This window comes from Citrobacter sp. Cpo090, from assembly GCF_030332665.1.
In the GTDB taxonomy this organism is placed as follows: domain Bacteria; phylum Pseudomonadota; class Gammaproteobacteria; order Enterobacterales; family Enterobacteriaceae; genus Citrobacter; species Citrobacter portucalensis.
Window position 1 is genome coordinate 17,759 of sequence record NZ_JAOWHK010000030.1, and the last position, 20,167, is coordinate 37,925.

The window sequence follows — 20,167 nt, forward strand, 5'->3', positions numbered from 1 at the left end:
TTTAATACCCAGGATCCCAGGTCTTTCTCCATCGACTAAAGTTGAGTAGAATCCACGGCCCGGGCTTCAATCCATTTTCACACCGCGTTATGCGAGGCAATTACCATGTTTTATCAGGATCCTTTTGACGTCATCATCATTGGCGGGGGTCATGCAGGCACCGAGGCCGCAATGGCCGCGGCGCGAATGGGTCAACAGACTCTGCTTTTGACACACAATATCGACACTCTGGGGCAGATGAGCTGCAACCCGGCAATCGGCGGTATTGGGAAGGGACACCTGGTAAAAGAAGTGGATGCGCTTGGTGGGTTAATGGCAAAAGCGATCGACCATGCGGGTATCCAGTTTAGGATACTAAACGCAAGCAAAGGGCCAGCCGTTCGCGCTACCCGAGCTCAGGCCGATCGTGTGCTCTATCGTCAGGCGGTACGCACCGCACTGGAGAATCAACCCAATCTGATGATCTTCCAACAGGCGGTTGAAGATCTGATTGTTGAAAACGATCGTGTCGTGGGCGCAGTGACCCAAATGGGACTGAAGTTCCGTGCCAAAGCGGTCGTATTAACCGTGGGGACTTTCCTCGACGGCAAAATTCATATTGGTCTGGACAACTACAGCGGTGGCCGCGCTGGCGATCCGCCGTCAATCCCGCTGTCACGCCGTCTGCGTGAACTGCCGCTGCGCGTCAGCCGCCTGAAAACGGGTACACCGCCGCGTATCGATGCGCGCACGATTGATTTCAGCGTGCTCGGCCAGCAAAACAGCGATAACCCGATGCCGGTCTTCTCATTCCTGGGCGATGCTTCTCAACATCCGCGCCAGATGCCGTGTTACATCACGCATACCAATGAAAGAACCCATGACGTGATCCGCAATAACCTCGATCGTAGTCCGATGTATGCTGGCGTGATCGAAGGTATCGGTCCACGCTACTGCCCGTCGATCGAAGACAAAGTGATGCGTTTTGCCGATCGTAACCAGCATCAGATCTTCCTCGAACCGGAAGGACTGACCTCTAACGAAATTTACCCGAATGGCATCTCCACCAGCCTGCCGTTCGATGTGCAGATGCAAATTGTCCGCTCCATGCAGGGGATGGAAAATGCCAGAATCGTCCGCCCAGGCTACGCGATTGAGTATGATTTCTTCGATCCGCGCGACCTGAAACCCACTCTGGAAAGCAAATTCATCCAGGGTCTGTTCTTTGCGGGCCAGATTAACGGTACAACAGGTTATGAAGAAGCCGCCGCGCAAGGCATGCTGGCAGGTCTGAACGCTGCACGCTTGTCTGCTGAGAAAGACGGCTGGGCGCCGCGTCGCGATCAGGCTTATCTTGGCGTGTTGGTGGACGACCTGTGTACGCTGGGCACCAAAGAACCGTACCGTATGTTCACATCTCGCGCTGAATACCGTTTGATGCTGCGTGAAGATAACGCCGATCTGCGTCTGACCGAAATTGGTCGTGAACTGGGTCTGGTGGACGATGAGCGCTGGGCTCGCTTCAACGAGAAGCTGGAGCGCATCGAGCAGGAACGCCAACGTCTTAAATCAACCTGGGTGAATCCGTTAGCGGAGTCCGCAGCAGAAGTGAATGCTCACCTGGCGACACCTCTGTCACGTGAAGCGAGCGGTGAAGATCTGCTGCGTCGCCCGGATATGACCTATGCTCAGTTGACCTCTTTATCTGCGTTCGCACCCGCGCTTGACGATGCTCAGGCCGCGGAACAGGTTGAGATTCAGGTGAAATACGAAGGGTATATCGCCCGTCAGCTGGAAGAAATTGAAAGACAACAGCGCAATGAAAACACCTTGTTGCCTGCAACGCTGGATTATCGTCAGGTCTCTGGCTTGTCGAATGAAGTTATCGCTAAGCTGAACGATCACAAACCCGTCTCGATCGGTCAGGCATCGCGTATTTCCGGCATAACGCCTGCCGCCATCTCCATTCTGCTGGTATGGCTGAAAAAACAAGGTATGCTGCGCCGCAGCGCTTGATAACACTATTTTGGCGGGGGCGCTTCGCTTGCCCGCCGTACAAATTTGTAGGCCCGATAAGCGAAAGCGCATCGGGCATTTGATTATTAACAGGTAACGACCGTGCTCAACAAACTCTCTCGTCTGCTGGCTGATGCCGGTATTTCTCTTACCGATCACCAGAAAAATCAGCTGATTGCGTATGTCGATATGCTGCACAAATGGAACAAAGCGTACAACCTGACGTCGGTGAGGGATCCCAACGAAATGCTGGTGCGCCATATTCTGGACAGCATTGTCGTTGCACCGTATCTGAAGGGTGAGCGTTTTATCGATGTAGGTACGGGACCGGGCCTGCCGGGAATTCCGCTCTCTATCGTGCGCCCAGAAGCGCATTTCACACTGTTGGATAGTCTGGGAAAACGTGTTCGTTTCTTGCGTCAGGTGCAGCATGAGCTTGCGCTTACTAACATCACTCCAGTACAAAGCCGCGTTGAAGAATTTCCTTCAGAACCGCCGTTTGATGGGGTGATTAGCCGCGCTTTTGCGTCACTCAATGATATGGTGAGCTGGTGTCATCATTTGCCGGGCCAGGATGGGCGTTTTTATGCGCTAAAAGGGCAGTTGCCTGCAGATGAAATTGACTCGCTGCCAGCAGAATTCAGCGTTGAGTCCGTCGAAAAATTACGCGTTCCGCAGCTGGATGGTGAACGTCATCTGGTGGTTATTAAGCCAAACAAAATTTAATTTTCATCAAAAAAAATAGAGAAAAAACGGGTGCTCAGGTGTTAAAAGTCATAAGGAATAGTGTGGTTAAATGTCGTTACATTTCACCAGTGCCTTACGGTTTTGCATCATAACTATAACGTCCCGTTTTTTGTTAAAAGCGAAACAAGTCAGCTGTGAAAATATCAGTCTGCTAAAAATAGAACGTAAGAATCACCGCTCTTGTTAATTTTTTATTATAAATGTCAATGAGCGGTTTTTTTGTTGTTAGGCGTTGTTTTTGAAATAGTGGCTATTTTTACGCTTAAATATCAAAAAGATGAAAAGGCATCATTTGCCACGTAAATAAATTATGCGAAGGTGAATATGTTCAATATGTGATCTGGTGCACGCTTTGGCGCCAGTGTTTTCGCGGCATTTGCAGTTTTGCATGATCGTTCACAGTTTGCCTAAAAGTAATAAATGTGGGGCAGCGAAAAATATTTAAACATTTATTCACTTTTTAGCTACTTATTGTTTGAAATCACGAAGGCGCACCGTATAATTTGTCCGCTTTTTGATGCTTGACTCTAAGCCATAAAGAACGTTTTATACGACACGCGGCATACCTCGAAGGGAGCAGGAGTAAAAACGTGATGTCTATGTCGCTCTTGAGTCGAAACGTTGCTCGTAAGCTTTTGCTCACACAGCTTCTGGTAGTAATGGCAAGTGGATTGCTGTTTAGCCTCAAAGACCCTTTCTGGGGCATCTCCGCGTTGTGTGGAGGATTGGCAGTGCTACTGCCGAATGTGTTGTTTATGATATTTGCCTGGCGTCACCAGGTACATACACCAGCGAAGGGCCGAGTAGCCTGGTCGTTCGCTTTCGGCGAAGCCTTTAAGGTCTTAGCGATGCTGGTGTTGTTGGTGGTGGCGTTGGCTGTTTTGAAAGCGGTATTCATGCCGCTGATCGTTACGTGGGTTTTGGTGCTGGTGGTTCAGATACTGGCGCCGGCTGTAATTAACAACAAAGGGTAAAGGCATCATGGCTTCAGAAAATATGACGCCGCAGGATTACATAGGACACCATCTGAATAACCTTCAGTTGGACCTACGTACATTCTCGCTGGTGGATCCGCACAACCCCCCAGCCACCTTCTGGACGCTCAATATTGACTCCATTTTCTTCTCGGTGGTTCTGGGTCTGTTGTTCCTGCTTATGTTCCGTAGCGTAGCCAAAAAGGCGACCAGCGGCGTACCAGGTAAATTTCAGACCGCGATTGAGCTGGTAATCGGCTTTGTGCATGGTAGCGTGAAAGACATGTACCATGGCAAAAGCAAGCTGATTGCTCCGCTGGCCCTGACGATTTTCGTCTGGGTATTCCTGATGAACTTGATGGATTTGCTGCCTATCGACCTGCTGCCGTACATCGGTGAGCATATCTTTGGCCTACCGGCTCTGCGTGTGGTTCCGTCTGCTGACGTGAACATCACCCTGTCGATGGCGCTGGGCGTATTTATCCTCATTCTGTTCTACAGCATCAAAATGAAAGGCATCGGTGGCTTCGCGAAAGAGTTGACGCTGCAGCCGTTCAATCACTGGGCGTTCATCCCTGTCAACTTAATCCTTGAAGGGGTAAGCCTGCTGTCCAAACCAATCTCTCTTGGTCTGCGACTGTTCGGCAACATGTATGCCGGTGAGCTGATTTTCATTCTGATTGCTGGTCTGTTGCCGTGGTGGTCACAGTGGATCCTGAATGTGCCTTGGGCCATTTTCCACATACTGATTATCACGCTGCAAGCCTTCATATTTATGGTTCTGACGATTGTCTATCTGTCGATGGCATCTGAAGAGCATTAATTTACCAACACTACTACGTTTTAACTGAAACAAACTGGAGACTGTCATGGAAAACCTGAATATGGATCTGCTGTACATTGCTGCCGCTGTGATGATGGGTCTGGCGGCAATCGGTGCTGCGATCGGTATCGGCATCCTCGGGGGTAAATTCCTGGAAGGCGCAGCGCGTCAACCGGATCTGATTCCTCTGCTGCGTACTCAGTTCTTTATCGTTATGGGTCTGGTGGATGCAATCCCAATGATCGCTGTAGGTCTGGGTCTGTACGTGATGTTTGCTGTCGCGTAGTAAGCGTTGCTTGAATTAAGAGCAATATCAGAACGTTAACTAGATAGAGGCATTGTGCTGTGAATCTTAACGCAACAATCCTCGGCCAGGCCATCGCGTTTGTCCTGTTCGTTCTGTTCTGCATGAAGTACGTATGGCCGCCTTTAATGGCTGCCATCGAAAAACGTCAAAAAGAAATTGCTGACGGCCTTGCTTCTGCAGAACGAGCACATAAGGATCTTGACCTTGCAAAGGCCAGCGCGACCGACCAGCTGAAAAAAGCGAAGGCGGAAGCTCAGGTAATCATCGAGCAGGCGAACAAACGCCGCGCTCAGATCCTGGACGAAGCTAAAACTGAAGCAGAGCAGGAACGTACTAAAATCGTGGCACAGGCGCAGGCGGAAATTGACGCCGAGCGTAAACGTGCTCGCGAAGAGCTGCGTAAGCAAGTTGCTATCCTGGCTGTTGCTGGCGCCGAGAAGATCATCGAACGTTCCGTGGATGAAGCTGCTAATAGCGACATCGTGGACAAACTTGTCGCTGAACTGTAAGGAGGGAGGGGCTGATGTCTGAATTTATTACGGTAGCTCGCCCCTACGCCAAAGCAGCTTTTGACTTTGCCGTTGAGCACCAAAGCATTGACCGTTGGCAGGATATGTTGACGTTCGCCGCTGAGGTGACAAAAAACGAACAAATGGCAGAGCTTCTCTCTGGCGCGCTGGCGCCGGAAACGCTCGCTGAGTCGTTTATCGCCGTGTGCGGTGAGCAGCTGGACGAAAGCGGCCAAAACCTGATTAGGGTTATGGCTGAAAATAACCGTCTGAATGCGCTCCCGGATGTTCTTGAGCAGTTTATTCACCTGCGTGCAGCCAGTGAGGCTATCTCTGAGGTAGAAGTCACTTCTGCCAATGCACTGAGTGATGAACAGCTTACGAAGATTAGTGCTGCGATGGAAAAACGTCTGTCACGCAAAGTTAAGCTGAATTGCAAAATCGATAAGTCTGTAATGGCAGGCGTAATCATCCGAGCGGGTGATATGGTCATTGATGGCAGCGTACGCGGCCGTCTTGAGCGCCTTGCAGACGTCTTGCAGTCTTAAGGGGACTGGAGCATGCAACTGAATTCCACCGAAATCAGCGAACTGATCAAGCAGCGCATTGCTCAGTTCAGTGTTGTGAGCGAAGCTCATAACGAAGGTACTATTGTTTCTGTAAGTGACGGTGTTATCCGCATTCACGGCCTGGCCGATTGTATGCAGGGTGAGATGATTTCCCTGCCGGGTAACCGTTACGCTATCGCACTGAACCTGGAGCGCGACTCCGTAGGTGCAGTTGTGATGGGTCCATACGCTGACCTCGCCGAAGGCATGAAGGTTAAGTGTACGGGTCGTATTCTGGAAGTTCCGGTTGGCCGTGGCCTGCTGGGTCGTGTGGTGAACACTCTGGGTTCCCCGATTGACGGTAAAGGTCCGGTTGATAACGATGGCTTCTCGCCAATCGAAGTTATCGCACCAGGCGTAATCGAACGTCAGTCCGTCGACCAGCCAGTACAGACCGGTTATAAATCTGTTGATGCCATGATCCCAATCGGTCGTGGCCAGCGTGAGCTGATCATCGGTGACCGTCAGACAGGTAAAACTGCGATGGCAATCGATGCCATCATCAACCAGCGTGATTCCGGCATCAAATGTGTGTACGTGGCTATCGGCCAGAAAGCGTCCACCATTTCTAACGTGGTTCGTAAACTGGAAGAACACGGCGCACTGTCCAACACCATCGTTGTTGTGGCGACCGCGTCTGAATCTGCTGCACTGCAATACCTGGCGCCATATGCCGGTTGCGCAATGGGCGAATACTTCCGTGACCGCGGTGAAGATGCACTGATCGTTTACGATGACCTGTCTAAACAGGCCGTTGCTTACCGTCAGGTTTCCCTGCTGCTGCGTCGTCCGCCAGGACGTGAAGCATTCCCGGGCGACGTATTTTACCTCCACTCCCGTCTGCTGGAACGCGCATCCCGCGTAAACGCGGAATACGTTGAGAAGTTCACCAATGGTGAAGTTAAAGGTAAAACCGGCTCCCTGACCGCTCTGCCGATTATCGAAACCCAGGCGGGTGACGTTTCTGCGTTCGTTCCGACCAACGTAATTTCCATTACCGATGGTCAGATCTTCTTGGAAACCAACCTGTTTAACTCCGGTATTCGTCCGGCAGTTAACCCGGGTATCTCCGTATCTCGTGTAGGTGGTGCAGCGCAGACCAAGATCATCAAGAAACTGTCCGGTGGTATTCGTACCGCTCTGGCACAGTATCGTGAACTGGCAGCGTTTTCTCAGTTCGCTTCCGACCTGGATGAAGCTACGCGTAAGCAGCTGAGCCACGGTCAGAAAGTAACTGAACTGCTGAAGCAGAAACAGTATGCGCCAATGTCTGTTGCACAGCAGGGTGTGGTGCTGTTTGCGGCTGAACGCGGTTACCTCGAAGATGTGGAACTGGCGAAAATCGGTAGCTTCGAAGCCGCTCTGCTGGCTTACGTTGACCGTGACCACGCTCCGCTGATGCAAGAGATCAACCAGTCCGGTGGCTATAACGATGAAATCGAAGGCAAGCTGAAAGCTATCCTCGATTCCTTCAAGGCAACCCAGTCCTGGTAACGTCTGGCGGTCTGCTTTAGGGCGGACCGCAAGGCATTGAGGAGAAGCTCATGGCCGGCGCAAAAGAGATACGTAGTAAGATCGCAAGCGTCCAGAACACGCAGAAGATCACTAAAGCGATGGAGATGGTCGCCGCTTCCAAAATGCGTAAATCGCAGGATCGCATGGCGGCCAGCCGTCCTTATGCAGAGACCATGCGCAAAGTGATTGGTCACCTTGCGAATGGTAATCTGGAATATAAGCACCCTTACCTGGAAGAACGCGACGTTAAACGCGTGGGCTACCTGGTGGTGTCGACCGACCGTGGTCTGTGCGGTGGCTTGAACATTAACCTGTTCAAAAAGCTGCTGGCGGATATGAAAACATGGTCCGATAAAGGCGTTCAGTGCGATATCGCAATGATCGGCTCTAAGGGCGTGTCTTTCTTTAATTCCGTTGGCGGTAACGTGATCGCTCAGGTAACCGGTATGGGGGATAACCCTTCCCTGTCCGAACTGATTGGTCCGGTTAAAGTGATGCTGCAGGCCTACGATGAAGGTCGTCTGGACAGACTGTACGTTGTCAGCAACAAATTTATTAACACCATGTCTCAGACGCCAACCATCACCCAACTGCTGCCTCTGCCGGCATCAGATGATGATGAATTGAAGCGTAAATCCTGGGATTACCTGTATGAGCCAGACCCGAAAGCGCTGCTGGATACCCTGCTGCGTCGTTATGTCGAGTCTCAGGTTTATCAGGGCGTGGTAGAAAACCTGGCCAGCGAGCAGGCCGCACGTATGGTGGCGATGAAAGCCGCGACCGACAATGGCGGCAGCCTGATTAAAGAGCTGCAGTTGGTATACAACAAAGCTCGTCAGGCCAGCATTACTCAGGAACTCACCGAAATCGTCGGTGGTGCATCCGCGGTATAACCAGGTTAATTCGTAGAGGATTCAAGATGGCTACTGGAAAAATTGTCCAGGTAATCGGCGCCGTGGTTGACGTCGAATTCCCTCAGGATGCCGTACCGCGCGTGTACGATGCTCTTGAGGTTATGAATGGTAAAGAGAGCCTGGTGCTGGAAGTTCAGCAGCAGCTCGGCGGCGGTATCGTACGTACCATCGCCATGGGTTCTTCCGACGGTCTGCGTCGTGGTCTGGAAGTAAAAGACCTCGAACACCCGATCGAAGTCCCGGTAGGTAAAGCAACTCTGGGTCGTATCATGAACGTCCTGGGTCACCCTATCGACATGAAAGGCGATATCGGTGAAGAAGAGCGTTGGGCTATCCACCGCGCAGCACCTTCCTACGAAGAGCTGTCCAGCTCTCAGGAACTGCTGGAAACCGGCATCAAAGTTATCGACCTGATGTGTCCGTTCGCTAAGGGCGGTAAAGTCGGTCTGTTCGGTGGTGCGGGTGTAGGTAAAACCGTAAACATGATGGAGCTGATCCGTAACATCGCGATCGAACACTCCGGTTACTCCGTGTTTGCGGGCGTAGGTGAACGTACTCGTGAGGGTAACGACTTCTACCACGAAATGACCGACTCCAACGTTCTGGACAAAGTATCCCTGGTATATGGCCAGATGAACGAGCCGCCGGGAAACCGTCTGCGCGTTGCGCTGACCGGTCTGACCATGGCTGAGAAGTTCCGTGACGAAGGTCGTGACGTTCTGCTGTTCGTCGATAACATCTATCGTTACACCCTGGCCGGTACAGAAGTATCTGCACTGCTGGGTCGTATGCCATCAGCGGTAGGCTACCAGCCGACCCTGGCGGAAGAGATGGGTGTTCTTCAGGAACGTATCACCTCTACCAAAACCGGTTCTATCACCTCCGTTCAGGCGGTATACGTACCTGCGGATGACTTGACTGACCCATCCCCAGCAACCACCTTTGCTCACTTGGATGCAACCGTGGTACTGAGCCGTCAGATCGCATCTCTGGGTATCTACCCGGCAGTTGACCCGCTGGACTCCACCAGCCGTCAGCTGGATCCGCTGGTTGTTGGTCAGGAACACTACGACACCGCGCGTGGCGTACAGTCCCTGCTGCAGCGTTATCAGGAACTGAAAGACATCATCGCCATCCTGGGTATGGATGAACTGTCTGAAGAAGATAAACTGGTGGTAGCACGTGCGCGTAAGATCCAGCGCTTCCTGTCCCAGCCGTTCTTCGTTGCGGAAGTATTCACCGGTTCTCCGGGTAAATACGTTTCCCTGAAAGACACCATCCGTGGCTTTAAAGGCATCATGGAAGGCGAATACGACCACCTGCCAGAGCAGGCGTTCTACATGGTTGGTTCTATCGACGAAGCCGTAGAAAAAGCCAAAAAACTTTAACGCCTTAATCGGAGGGTGATATGGCAATGACTTACCACCTGGACGTCGTCAGCGCAGAGCAACAAATGTTCTCTGGTCTGGTCGAGAAAATCCAGGTAACGGGTAGTGAAGGTGAACTGGGTATTTTCCCGGGTCACGCACCGCTGCTCACCGCCATTAAGCCTGGTATGATCCGCATCGTTAAACAGTTCGGTCATGAAGAGTTTATCTATCTGTCCGGCGGCATTCTCGAAGTGCAGCCTGGCAGCGTGACCGTACTGGCTGATACCGCGATTCGCGGACAGGATCTCGATGAAGCGAGAGCCCTGGAAGCGAAGCGTAAGGCTGAAGAGCACATTAAGAGCTCTCATGGTGACGTGGATTACGCTCAGGCATCTGCGGAACTGGCCAAAGCGATCGCGAAACTGCGCGTTATCGAGTTGACCAAAAAAGCGATGTAACACCGGCTTGAAAATCACAAAGGCCAGTCTGGTTTCCAGGCTGGCTTTTTTTATGGATTTGTTTCAGTAAAAGTGGAACTAAAAAGCTGTTTTATTATTTCGTGATTTACATCACAAAAAATGTTGATCGGTTAAAAAATGAGGCGTAGACTCTTTTTATGTGATGTGTGTCACATAATTAACTCAGATAAAAACAGGATACCAACATGAAATTGTTTAACAAAATCATCGCCCTTTTCAGCAGCATGGACGTTTAGTCGTTCCCTACCTGCTCTGTGGCGCGATGCTTAATACGGTTTATCTGCTAGCGCCATCCGTTATAAAATCCCCCTCCTTCTCTGTATCATTTGTTCTCTATCTTTCTCCCTCTATTTTCCCTACCCGTTTTTCTGCTTCTCACTGAATCACATAAATAAAATCGTACTATGCTGATGTAATGCTTTATTCATGCGGTAAAAAAATAGCAAAAACATTAACCTAAGGCTTTAATAAGAGCAGACTCCGGGTTTTTGGGAGACAAAAGATGCCGAAATAGATGAAAATAGAGAGCTATCAGAGGGGAAATTTCCCCGATTGAACGTTTTATCTTCGGTCCATTTCACGCTGAAAAAAATGTAGTATTTTCAATGTGAAACGGTATAAATTCGTTCTCAAATTACAGTCAGGACGTGTATGTTGAATAATGCTATGAGCGTCGTGATCCTTGCCGCAGGCAAAGGCACGCGTATGTATTCCGATCTCCCTAAAGTGCTGCACACCCTCGCAGGAAAACCGATGGTTCAGCATGTCATTGATGCTGCTAATGAATTAGGTGCGACTCACGTACATCTTGTCTACGGACACGGTGGCGATCTGCTTAAACAGACTCTGAAAGATGGCAATCTGAATTGGGTTCTGCAGGCTGAGCAGTTAGGTACCGGCCATGCAATGCAGCAGGCGGCGCCATTCTTTAGTGATGACGAAGACATTTTAATGCTCTATGGCGATGTGCCGCTGATCTCTACCGATACCTTACGTCGCCTGCGTGAAGCCAAACCGCAGGGCGGTATCGGTTTGTTAACGGTAAAACTGGACGATCCATCCGGATATGGGCGTATTACCCGTGATAACGGCAAAGTTACTGGCATTGTTGAGCATAAAGATGCAACCGACGAGCAGCGTCAAATCCAGGAAATCAACACTGGCATTCTGATTGCCAACGGCGCTGACATGAAGCGTTGGCTGTCTAAACTGACCAACAACAACGTGCAGGGTGAATACTACATCACCGATATCATCGCGATGGCGTATCAGGAAGGACGTGAAATTGCTGCGGTACATCCGGCACGAATCAGTGAAACGGAAGGGGTAAATAACCGTCTTCAGTTATCCCGTCTGGAACGTGTTTATCAGTCCGAGCAGGCAGAAAAACTGCTGCTGGCGGGCGTGATGCTGCGCGATCCTGCACGTTTTGATCTTCGCGGTACGCTGATTCACGGGCGCGATGTTGAAATTGATACTAACGTTATCATTGAAGGTAACGTAACCGTTGGGGATCGCGTCAAGATTGGCGCTGGCTGCATCATCAAAAACAGCGTGATTGGTGAGGGTTGTGAGCTTAGCCCGTACAGCGTGGTGGAAGATGCCCATCTGGAAGCCGCTTGCACCATCGGTCCATTCGCGCGTCTGCGCCCGGGTGCTGAGCTGCAGGAAGGCGCACACGTGGGCAACTTCGTCGAAATGAAAAAAGCGCGTCTGGGTAAAGGCTCTAAAGCCGGTCATCTGACCTATCTGGGTGATGCGGAAATTGGCGATAACGTGAATATTGGCGCGGGTACGATTACCTGCAACTACGATGGCGCCAATAAGTTTAAAACCATTATTGGTGATGATGTGTTTGTGGGTTCTGATACTCAGCTGGTGGCGCCTGTCACCGTGGGTAAAGGTGCGACGATTGCCGCCGGAACCACAGTAACGCGTAATGTCGCCGATAACGAACTGGTATTAAGCCGTGTACCTCAAGTCCATAAACAGGGCTGGCAGCGTCCGGTGAAGAAGAAGTAATTTATTTTTGCCGGATGGCGGCCTACGTGCGATGACGTTCTGTAGGCCTGTTAAGCGTAAGCGCCATCAGGCAGACAAGAGATGAGGGGATAATATAATCCTCCGCTCAACAAGCAGTACCTATAAAAATAACCCCACTCTCTACAAGGCTCGGGGCGCCCGGAATACGGGTATCAGGTTGACCGACAACGACAGGCAAAATGCCTAAATTCGGAATCAAAAAAATATGTGTGGAATTGTTGGCGCTATCGCGCAGCGTGATGTAGCTGAAATCCTTCTCGAAGGTTTACGTCGTCTGGAATATCGTGGTTATGACTCTGCTGGTCTGGCCGTTGTCGATGCTGAAGGCAACATGACCCGTCTGCGTCGTCTGGGTAAAGTGCAGATGCTGACTGCTGCTGCGGAAGAACATCCGCTGCATGGTGGTACAGGTATCGCTCACACCCGCTGGGCGACACACGGTGAACCTTCAGAAGCGAACGCGCATCCCCATGTTTCTGAACACATTGTTGTGGTGCATAACGGCATCATTGAAAACCATGAACCACTGCGTGAGCTGTTGAAAACGCGTGGCTACACCTTTGTTTCTGAAACCGACACCGAAGTGATTGCTCACCTGGTGCACTGGGAGCTGGAACAGGGTGGTACGCTGCGTGAAGCCGTGCTGCGTACTATTCCGCAGCTACGTGGTGCCTACGGCACAGTGATCATGGATACCCGTAACCCGGAAACCCTGCTGGCGGCACGTTCTGGTAGCCCGCTGGTGATTGGGCTGGGTATGGGTGAGAACTTTATCGCTTCCGATCAGCTGGCACTGCTGCCGGTAACCCGTCGCTTTATCTTCCTGGAAGAGGGCGACATCGCGGAAGTGACCCGTCGTTCGGTCTCTATTTTCGACAAGTCTGGCGCGGAAGTGAAACGTCAGGATATCGAATCTAATCTGCAATACGATGCGGGCGAAAAAGGTATTTATCGCCACTACATGCAGAAAGAGATCTATGAACAGCCGAACGCAATTAAAAACACGCTGACCGGGCGCATTAGCCACGGTGAAGTGGATTTAAGCGAGCTGGGTTCTCATGCCAACGAGCTGCTGTCTCAGGTTGAGCATATCCAGATTATCGCCTGTGGTACGTCGTACAACTCCGGTATGGTGTCCCGCTACTGGTTTGAATCGCTGGCTGGCATTCCTTGTGATGTCGAAATCGCTTCCGAGTTCCGCTATCGCAAATCTGCCGTGCGTCGTAACAGCCTGATGATCACCCTTTCCCAGTCTGGTGAAACGGCGGATACCCTGGCGGGTCTGCGCTTATCTAAAGAGCTGGGCTATCTGGGCTCGCTGGCTATTTGTAACGTACCGGGATCTTCTCTGGTACGCGAATCCGACCTGGCGATGATGACCAATGCCGGTACCGAAATCGGCGTGGCCTCCACGAAAGCCTTTACCACCCAACTGACTGTTCTGCTGATGCTGGTGGCGAAACTGTCTCGTCTGAAAGGCCTGGATGTGGCCATTGAGCAGGAAATCGTTCACGGTCTGCAGGCACTGCCGAGCCGTATTGAGCAGATGCTGTCTCAGGACAAACGAATTGCCGCTCTGGCTGAAGGTTTCTCTGACAAACACCATGCGCTGTTCCTGGGTCGTGGCGATCAGTACCCGATTGCGCTGGAAGGCGCGCTGAAGCTGAAAGAGATCTCTTATATTCACGCTGAAGCATATGCCGCAGGCGAACTGAAACACGGTCCGCTGGCGCTGATTGATGCCGATATGCCGGTTATCGTGGTTGCGCCGAACAACGAACTGCTGGAAAAACTGAAATCCAACATTGAAGAAGTTCGCGCCCGTGGCGGTCAGCTGTACGTCTTTGCTGATCAGGATGCTGGCTTTACCAGCAGCGAAAACATGCACATCATCGAGATGCCGCATGTGGAAGAGGTTATTGCACCTATCTTCTACACCGTTCCGCTGCAGCTGCTGGCGTATCATGTGGCGCTGATTAAAGGCACCGACGTGGATCAGCCGCGTAACCTGGCGAAGTCGGTTACCGTAGAGTAATCCGTACTGAACTGAACATGCCCTGCTATAAGCGGGGCATTTTTTTAACTTGTTCTGTTTTTAATCAATTATCCCGCCTGTTTTATGTGACAAACCGTCATCTTCAGCTACTGTTTGCAGTGTCATAAAAAGAAAATTTTAGCGAAATGTTATTGTCATAGTAATGGATAACATTTTGTTTTAAATGTATTTCTTTCTAAAAAACTCTCTGTGTTTTTCATTGTCATAAAACTGTCATATTTCGTACATTTAACTGTCACCTGTTTGTCCTATTTTGCTCACAGTAGCAACTCAAACAACGATTTACGAAAACCGTGCAGGAGACATTATGAAAGTTATGCGTACCACTGTCGCAACTGTTGTCGCCGCGACCTTATCCATGAGCGCGTTCTCTGCGTTTGCAGCAGCGAGCCTGACAGGTGCAGGTGCAACCTTCCCTGCGCCAGTGTATGCCAAATGGGCAGATACCTATCAGAAAGAAACCGGTAGCAAAGTAAACTACCAGGGTATCGGCTCCTCCGGTGGTGTAAAACAAATTACGGCCAATACCGTTGATTTCGGCGCTTCTGATGCCCCGCTGTCTGACGAGAAACTGGCGCAAGAAGGCCTGTTCCAGTTCCCGACCGTTATCGGCGGTGTGGTGCTGGCAGTCAACATCCCTGGCCTGAAATCCGGTGAGCTGGTGCTGGACGGTAAAACGCTGGGCGACATTTACCTCGGCAAAATTAAGAAGTGGGATGACGAAGCCATCACCAAACTGAACCCGGGTCTGAAGTTGCCTTCGCAGAATATCGCCGTTGTGCGTCGCGCTGATGGTTCCGGTACTTCCTTCGTCTTCACTAGCTACCTGGCGAAAGTGAACGAAGAGTGGAAATCTAAAATTGGTTCCGGCTCCACCGTAAACTGGCCGACCGGTCTGGGCGGTAAAGGTAACGACGGTATCGCCGCGTTCGTACAGCGTCTGCCGGGTTCTATCGGCTACGTTGAGTACGCTTACGCTAAGCAGAACAACCTGGCGTACACCAAGCTGGTCTCTGCTGATGGCAAACCGGTAAGCCCGACCGAAGAAAACTTTGCCAACGCCGCTAAAGGCGCTGACTGGAGCAAAACCTTCGCTCAGGATCTGACTAACCAGAAAGGTGACGATGCGTGGCCAATCACTTCCACCACCTTCATCCTGGTCCATAAAGAGCAGAAGAAGCCTGAGCAGGGCGTTGAAGTGCTGAAATTCTTCGACTGGGCATACAAAAATGGCGGCAAACAGGCTAATGACCTGGATTACGCCAGCCTGCCGGACAGCGTGGTTGAGCAGATTCGTGCTGCATGGAAGACCAACGTGAAAGACAGCAGCGGTAAAGCGCTGTACTAAATACCCGTCATACTTCGAGCCGCAGCTGTGTTGGCTGTGCTTGTTCACCCCAGTCACATAGTGAATCTATGCTCCTGGGTATTCACAAGCTTGCCGCCTTGCTGCAACTCGAATTATTTAGGGTATGGCATTACGTTAGCCGGGAAGCACGATAAAATGCGTGCTTCCTGGCCCAAACTTAAAGAGTGATTTATGGCTGCAACCAAGCCTGCTTTTAACCCACCGGGTAAAAAGGGTGACATGATATTCAGCGCGCTGGTAAAACTGGCTGCGCTGATTGTGCTATTGATGTTGGGTGGCATTATTGTTTCTCTTGTTATCTCCTCCTGGCCAAGCATTCAGAAATTTGGTTTCTCCTTTCTGTGGACCAAAGACTGGGATGCGCCGAACGATATCTACGGCGCGCTGGTACCGATTTACGGTACGCTGGTCACCTCGTTTATTGCATTGCTGATTGCCGTTCCGGTGAGTTTCGGCATTGCGCTGTTCCTGACAGAACTTGCACCCGGTTGGCTGCGTCGCCCGCTGGGTATCGCTATTGAACTGCTGGCGGCTATTCCGAGTATCGTATACGGCATGTGGGGTCTGTTTATCTTTGCCCCGCTGTTTGCGACGTACTTCCAGGAGCCGGTCGGAAACATCCTTTCCAACATTCCGTTTGTTGGCGCACTGTTTGCCGGCCCGGCGTTTGGTATCGGTATTCTGGCGGCTGGTGTGATCCTCGCCATCATGATCATCCCGTACATTGCTGCGGTTATGCGTGATGTGTTCGAACAAACGCCGGTGCTGATGAAAGAGTCGGCCTACGGCATCGGCTGTACCACCTGGGAAGTTATCTGGCGTATCGTCCTGCCGTTCACCAAAAATGGTGTGATCGGCGGTGTGATGCTGGGTCTGGGCCGTGCGCTGGGTGAAACCATGGCGGTGACCTTTATCATTGGTAACACCTACCAGCTCGATAGCGCCTCGCTGTACATGCCGGGCAACAGTATTACCTCTGCGCTGGCGAATGAATTTGCCGAAGCGGAATCGGGGCTGCACGTTGCTGCATTGATGGAGCTGGGTCTGATTCTGTTTGTGATCACCTTCATCGTACTGGCGGCGTCTAAGTTCATGATCATGCGCCTTGCGAAGAACGAGGGGGCACGCTAATGGCTACGCTTGAAATGCAAAACACCACTGCGCTGGCGGAGTCCCGCCGTAAAATGCAGGCACGTCGCCGTCTGAAGAACCGCATCGCGCTGACGCTCTCTATGGCGACCATGGCATTCGGTCTGTTCTGGCTGGTGTGGATCCTGATGTCCACAATCACCCGCGGTATCGACGGTATGTCGCTGGCGCTGTTCACCGAAATGACGCCTCCGCCGAATACGGCGGGTGGTGGTCTGGCGAACGCCCTGGCCGGTAGTGGACTGTTAATTCTGTGGGCGACCGTGTTTGGTACACCGCTTGGCATTATGGCGGGTATCTACCTGGCAGAGTACGGACGTAAGTCCTGGCTGGCTGAGGTCATCCGCTTTATCAACGACATTCTGCTGTCTGCGCCATCAATCGTGGTCGGTCTGTTCGTTTACACCATCGTGGTAGCAAAAATGGAGCACTTTTCAGGCTGGGCGGGCGTTATCGCGCTGGCGCTGCTGCAGGTGCCCATTGTTATCCGTACCACGGAGAACATGCTCAAGCTGGTGCCGGATAGCCTGCGTGAAGCCGCCTATGCACTGGGTACGCCGAAATGGAAGATGATTTCTGCGATCACCCTGAAGGCATCTGTCTCAGGCATCATTACAGGGGTTCTGCTGGCTATTGCACGTATCGCAGGTGAAACGGCTCCGCTGCTGTTTACGTCGCTCTCCAACCAGTTCTGGAGCACCGACATGATGCAGCCTATCGCCAACCTGCCAGTCACTATCTTTAAGTTTGCGATGAGCCCGTTTGCTGAGTGGCAGCAACTGGCCTGGGCCGGGGTACTGATTATTACCCTGTGCGTACTGCTGCTGAACATTCTGGCGCGCGTCATTTTCGCGAAGAAGAAACACGGTTAATTTTTACGGCGTGGCTGATGCGGCGCCGGATGAGGAAAAGATTGAAATGAGTATGGTTGATACTGCCCCAGGTAAGATTCAGGTTCGTGATTTGAACTTCTACTATGGCAAATTCCATGCCCTGAAGAACATCAACCTGGATATTGCTAAAAACCAGGTAACGGCGTTTATCGGGCCGTCAGGCTGTGGTAAATCGACGCTGCTGCGTACGTTCAACAAAATGTTTGAACTGTACCCGGAGCAGCGTGCGGAAGGTGAAATCCTGCTGGATGGCGACAATATTCTCACCAATACCCAGGATATCGCTCTGCTGCGTGCCAAAGTGGGCATGGTATTCCAGAAGCCAACGCCGTTCCCGATGTCCATCTACGACAACATCGCTTTTGGCGTACGTCTGTTTGAGAAACTCTCGCGTGCGGATATGGACGAGCGTGTGCAGTGGGCATTGACCAAGGCCGCATTGTGGAACGAAACCAAAGATAAATTACACCAGAGCGGGTACTCTCTCTCGGGTGGTCAGCAGCAGCGTCTGTGTATTGCGCGTGGTATCGCCATTCGCCCGGAAGTGCTTCTGCTTGATGAGCCATGTTCAGCGCTCGACCCTATTTCTACCGGGCGTATCGAAGAGCTGATCACTGAGCTGAAAGAGGATTACACCGTCGTTATCGTTACCCACAACATGCAGCAGGCTGCGCGTTGTTCCGATCACACGGCATTTATGTACCTGGGCGAGTTGATTGAGTTCAGCAACACGGACGATCTGTTCACCAAGCCCGCGAAGAAACAAACTGAAGATTACATCACCGGTCGTTACGGCTGATTCAGGAGCTTGTTGTGGATAACCTTAACCTTAATAAACATATTTCCGGCCAGTTCAATGCAGAGCTGGAAAGCATCCGTACCCAGGTGATGACCATGGGCGGCATGGTCGAGCAGCAGCTTTCTGATGCAATCACGGCGATGCACAACCAGGACAGCGAGCTGGCAAAACGCGTCATTGAAGGCGATAAGAACGTCAACATGATGGAAGTGGCGATCGACGAAGCCTGCGTGCGTATCATTGCCAAGCGTCAACCGACAGCGAGCGACCTGCGTCTGGTGATGGCGATTATCAAAACCATCGCTGAGCTGGAACGTATTGGCGACGTGGCGGACAAAATTTGCCGTACCGCGCTGGAGAAGTTCTCGCAACAGCACCAGCCGCTGCTGGTAAGCCTGGAATCACTGGGCCGCCACACCGTACAAATGCTGCATGACGTGCTGGATGCGTTTGCGCGTATGGATCTGGACGAAGCAGTGCGTATTTATCGCGAAGATAAGAAAGTTGACCAGGAATATGAAGGCATCGTGCGTCAGCTGATGACTTATATGATGGAAGACCCACGTACCATTCCAAGCGTGCTGACCGCGCTGTTCTGCGCACGTTCCATCGAACGTATCGGTGACCGCTGCCAGAATATCTGCGAATACATCTTCTACTTCGTGAAGGGACAAGACTTCCGTCACGTGGGCGGCGATGAACTGGATAAGCTGCTGGCGGGCAAAGATCCGAAAGAATAAGCGGCTTGTTGCGTTCGCCGGGATCCCCCGGCGTCGCTATTGTAGGCCGGATAAGGCGTTACGCCGCATCCGGCATTCTGCGCCATTTACCTGATGGGGCTTTGCTTATCAGGCCTACTGTTTAATCGACGATATCCCAACCCCGCGCCTTCCACAATTCCGGCAACTGTGCCAGATCGGTAAACGTCGTCACTTTTGGATGATCAATCGGTTTGTTGTGCGGATCGGCGCAGAAGTAGAACACTTCCATCCCGGCTGCAATCCCCGCCTGCGCGCCTGCGCTGGAATCATCAACCAGAATGCAGTTCTCAACGTTAACGTCCATCGCTTTCGCCGCATGGAACATCAGGGCCGGATCGGGCTTCCAACGCTGAATATCGTAGCCGCTGAACAGTAAATCAGGGAAATGGTGCAACATGCCCAGCTTACCCAGCGAATGCTGCATTTTGCTGACCGGACCGTTAGATACCACACACATTGGTACGGCCATGCTGTCCAGTAGCGCATTGGCACCGGCAATCACCTCCAGTTCCGTATCGAACAGACGTGCGACCTCAGCGCGGTAAACCGGTTCTAAATCGGCTTTTGCCAGTTCGACACCGTGCTCTTCGTTGATAATGTCGATGATCTCGTACAGCTTTACCCCCTTGAAGCGTTTGAAAATTTCTTCAAGATCGAGCGTAATGCCAAACGCCTGGAACATGCTGACATACGCGCGAGAACAAATTACTTCACTGTCGACAAGGGTACCGTCACAGTCAAAAAATACGGCTTCTATCTGGGACATGTCATTTCCGTTTTAACAAGTTTAACGTTTTCGTAATGCATTATTGGGTGACGCAATCGTTGCCGTATAAGCAAAATCAATGAAAAAAGT

General features: G+C 51.5%; 19 protein-coding genes. 18 read left to right on the top strand and 1 reads right to left on the bottom strand.

Annotation, left to right across the window (positions count from 1 at the left end):
- Positions 1-105: 105 nt before the first annotated feature.
- The 18 genes from mnmG (at position 106) to phoU (ending at position 19,290) form a co-directional block, all read left to right on the top strand.
- Positions 106-1,995, top strand: a complete 1,890-nt coding sequence (gene mnmG / locus OGY83_RS12875; protein WP_079938809.1) for a tRNA uridine-5-carboxymethylaminomethyl(34) synthesis enzyme MnmG — start codon at positions 106-108, stop codon at positions 1,993-1,995.
- A 102-nt stretch (positions 1,996-2,097) separates the two neighbouring features.
- Complete coding sequence (rsmG, locus tag OGY83_RS12880) at positions 2,098-2,721, top strand: 16S rRNA (guanine(527)-N(7))-methyltransferase RsmG (RefSeq protein ID WP_079938810.1); 624 nt, start codon at positions 2,098-2,100, stop codon at positions 2,719-2,721.
- A gap of 614 nt (positions 2,722-3,335) precedes the next feature.
- Positions 3,336-3,716: a F0F1 ATP synthase subunit I gene (atpI, locus tag OGY83_RS12885; RefSeq protein ID WP_191213664.1), complete on the top strand. Its 381-nt coding sequence runs from the start codon at positions 3,336-3,338 to the stop codon at positions 3,714-3,716.
- Between the two features lie 7 nt (positions 3,717-3,723).
- Positions 3,724-4,539: a F0F1 ATP synthase subunit A gene (gene atpB, locus OGY83_RS12890; protein WP_003023792.1), complete on the top strand. Its 816-nt coding sequence runs from the start codon at positions 3,724-3,726 to the stop codon at positions 4,537-4,539.
- A gap of 46 nt (positions 4,540-4,585) precedes the next feature.
- Positions 4,586-4,825 (top strand): F0F1 ATP synthase subunit C, encoded by a 240-nt coding sequence (gene atpE / locus OGY83_RS12895; RefSeq protein ID WP_003023794.1) that lies wholly within the window; start codon positions 4,586-4,588, stop codon positions 4,823-4,825.
- A 59-nt stretch (positions 4,826-4,884) separates the two neighbouring features.
- Positions 4,885-5,355 carry a F0F1 ATP synthase subunit B gene (atpF, locus tag OGY83_RS12900; RefSeq protein WP_003827022.1) on the top strand — a complete coding sequence of 157 codons (471 nt, stop codon included), beginning with the start codon at positions 4,885-4,887 and terminating at the stop codon, positions 5,353-5,355.
- Between the two features lie 14 nt (positions 5,356-5,369).
- Entirely contained in the window at positions 5,370-5,903 is a 534-nt protein-coding gene (atpH, locus tag OGY83_RS12905) for a F0F1 ATP synthase subunit delta (protein ID WP_003827024.1), read from the top strand.
- Between the two features lie 12 nt (positions 5,904-5,915).
- On the top strand, positions 5,916-7,457 hold the full coding sequence (gene atpA, locus OGY83_RS12910; RefSeq protein WP_003827026.1) for a F0F1 ATP synthase subunit alpha: 1,542 nt from the start codon (positions 5,916-5,918) through the stop codon (positions 7,455-7,457).
- A gap of 50 nt (positions 7,458-7,507) precedes the next feature.
- Complete coding sequence (gene atpG, locus OGY83_RS12915; protein WP_003023804.1) at positions 7,508-8,371, top strand: F0F1 ATP synthase subunit gamma; 864 nt, start codon at positions 7,508-7,510, stop codon at positions 8,369-8,371.
- A gap of 26 nt (positions 8,372-8,397) precedes the next feature.
- Positions 8,398-9,780, top strand: coding sequence for a F0F1 ATP synthase subunit beta (gene atpD / locus OGY83_RS12920; RefSeq protein ID WP_003023806.1), 1,383 nt, complete (start codon positions 8,398-8,400; stop codon positions 9,778-9,780).
- A gap of 20 nt (positions 9,781-9,800) precedes the next feature.
- A complete protein-coding gene (locus OGY83_RS12925) occupies positions 9,801-10,220 on the top strand; it encodes a F0F1 ATP synthase subunit epsilon (RefSeq protein ID WP_003023809.1) in 420 nt (139 codons plus the stop codon).
- 672 nt (positions 10,221-10,892) lie between these two features.
- A complete protein-coding gene (gene glmU / locus OGY83_RS12930; protein ID WP_008786550.1) occupies positions 10,893-12,263 on the top strand; it encodes a bifunctional UDP-N-acetylglucosamine diphosphorylase/glucosamine-1-phosphate N-acetyltransferase GlmU in 1,371 nt (456 codons plus the stop codon).
- 226 nt (positions 12,264-12,489) lie between these two features.
- On the top strand, positions 12,490-14,319 hold the full coding sequence (gene glmS, locus OGY83_RS12935; protein ID WP_003827031.1) for a glutamine--fructose-6-phosphate transaminase (isomerizing): 1,830 nt from the start codon (positions 12,490-12,492) through the stop codon (positions 14,317-14,319).
- A gap of 328 nt (positions 14,320-14,647) precedes the next feature.
- The gene (gene pstS / locus OGY83_RS12940) at positions 14,648-15,688 is read left to right on the top strand and encodes a phosphate ABC transporter substrate-binding protein PstS (protein ID WP_003827033.1); all 1,041 of its coding nucleotides are present in this window, start codon (positions 14,648-14,650) and stop codon (positions 15,686-15,688) included.
- 192 nt (positions 15,689-15,880) lie between these two features.
- On the top strand, positions 15,881-16,840 hold the full coding sequence (pstC, locus tag OGY83_RS12945; protein ID WP_008786549.1) for a phosphate ABC transporter permease PstC: 960 nt from the start codon (positions 15,881-15,883) through the stop codon (positions 16,838-16,840).
- On the top strand, positions 16,840-17,730 hold the full coding sequence (gene pstA, locus OGY83_RS12950) for a phosphate ABC transporter permease PstA (protein ID WP_079938814.1): 891 nt from the start codon (positions 16,840-16,842) through the stop codon (positions 17,728-17,730). Before pstC ends, pstA begins: the two co-directional genes overlap by 1 nt.
- 46 nt (positions 17,731-17,776) lie before the next feature.
- Positions 17,777-18,550, top strand: a complete 774-nt coding sequence (gene pstB / locus OGY83_RS12955) for a phosphate ABC transporter ATP-binding protein PstB (protein ID WP_003023821.1) — start codon at positions 17,777-17,779, stop codon at positions 18,548-18,550.
- Between the two features lie 14 nt (positions 18,551-18,564).
- Complete coding sequence (gene phoU, locus OGY83_RS12960) at positions 18,565-19,290, top strand: phosphate signaling complex protein PhoU (protein ID WP_003023824.1); 726 nt, start codon at positions 18,565-18,567, stop codon at positions 19,288-19,290.
- A gap of 121 nt (positions 19,291-19,411) precedes the next feature.
- On the opposite strand, the gene yieH is transcribed toward phoU, so the two are convergent.
- Positions 19,412-20,077: a 6-phosphogluconate phosphatase gene (yieH, locus tag OGY83_RS12965; protein WP_123269074.1), complete on the bottom strand. Its 666-nt coding sequence runs from the start codon at positions 20,075-20,077 to the stop codon at positions 19,412-19,414.
- Positions 20,078-20,167 lie beyond the last annotated feature (90 nt).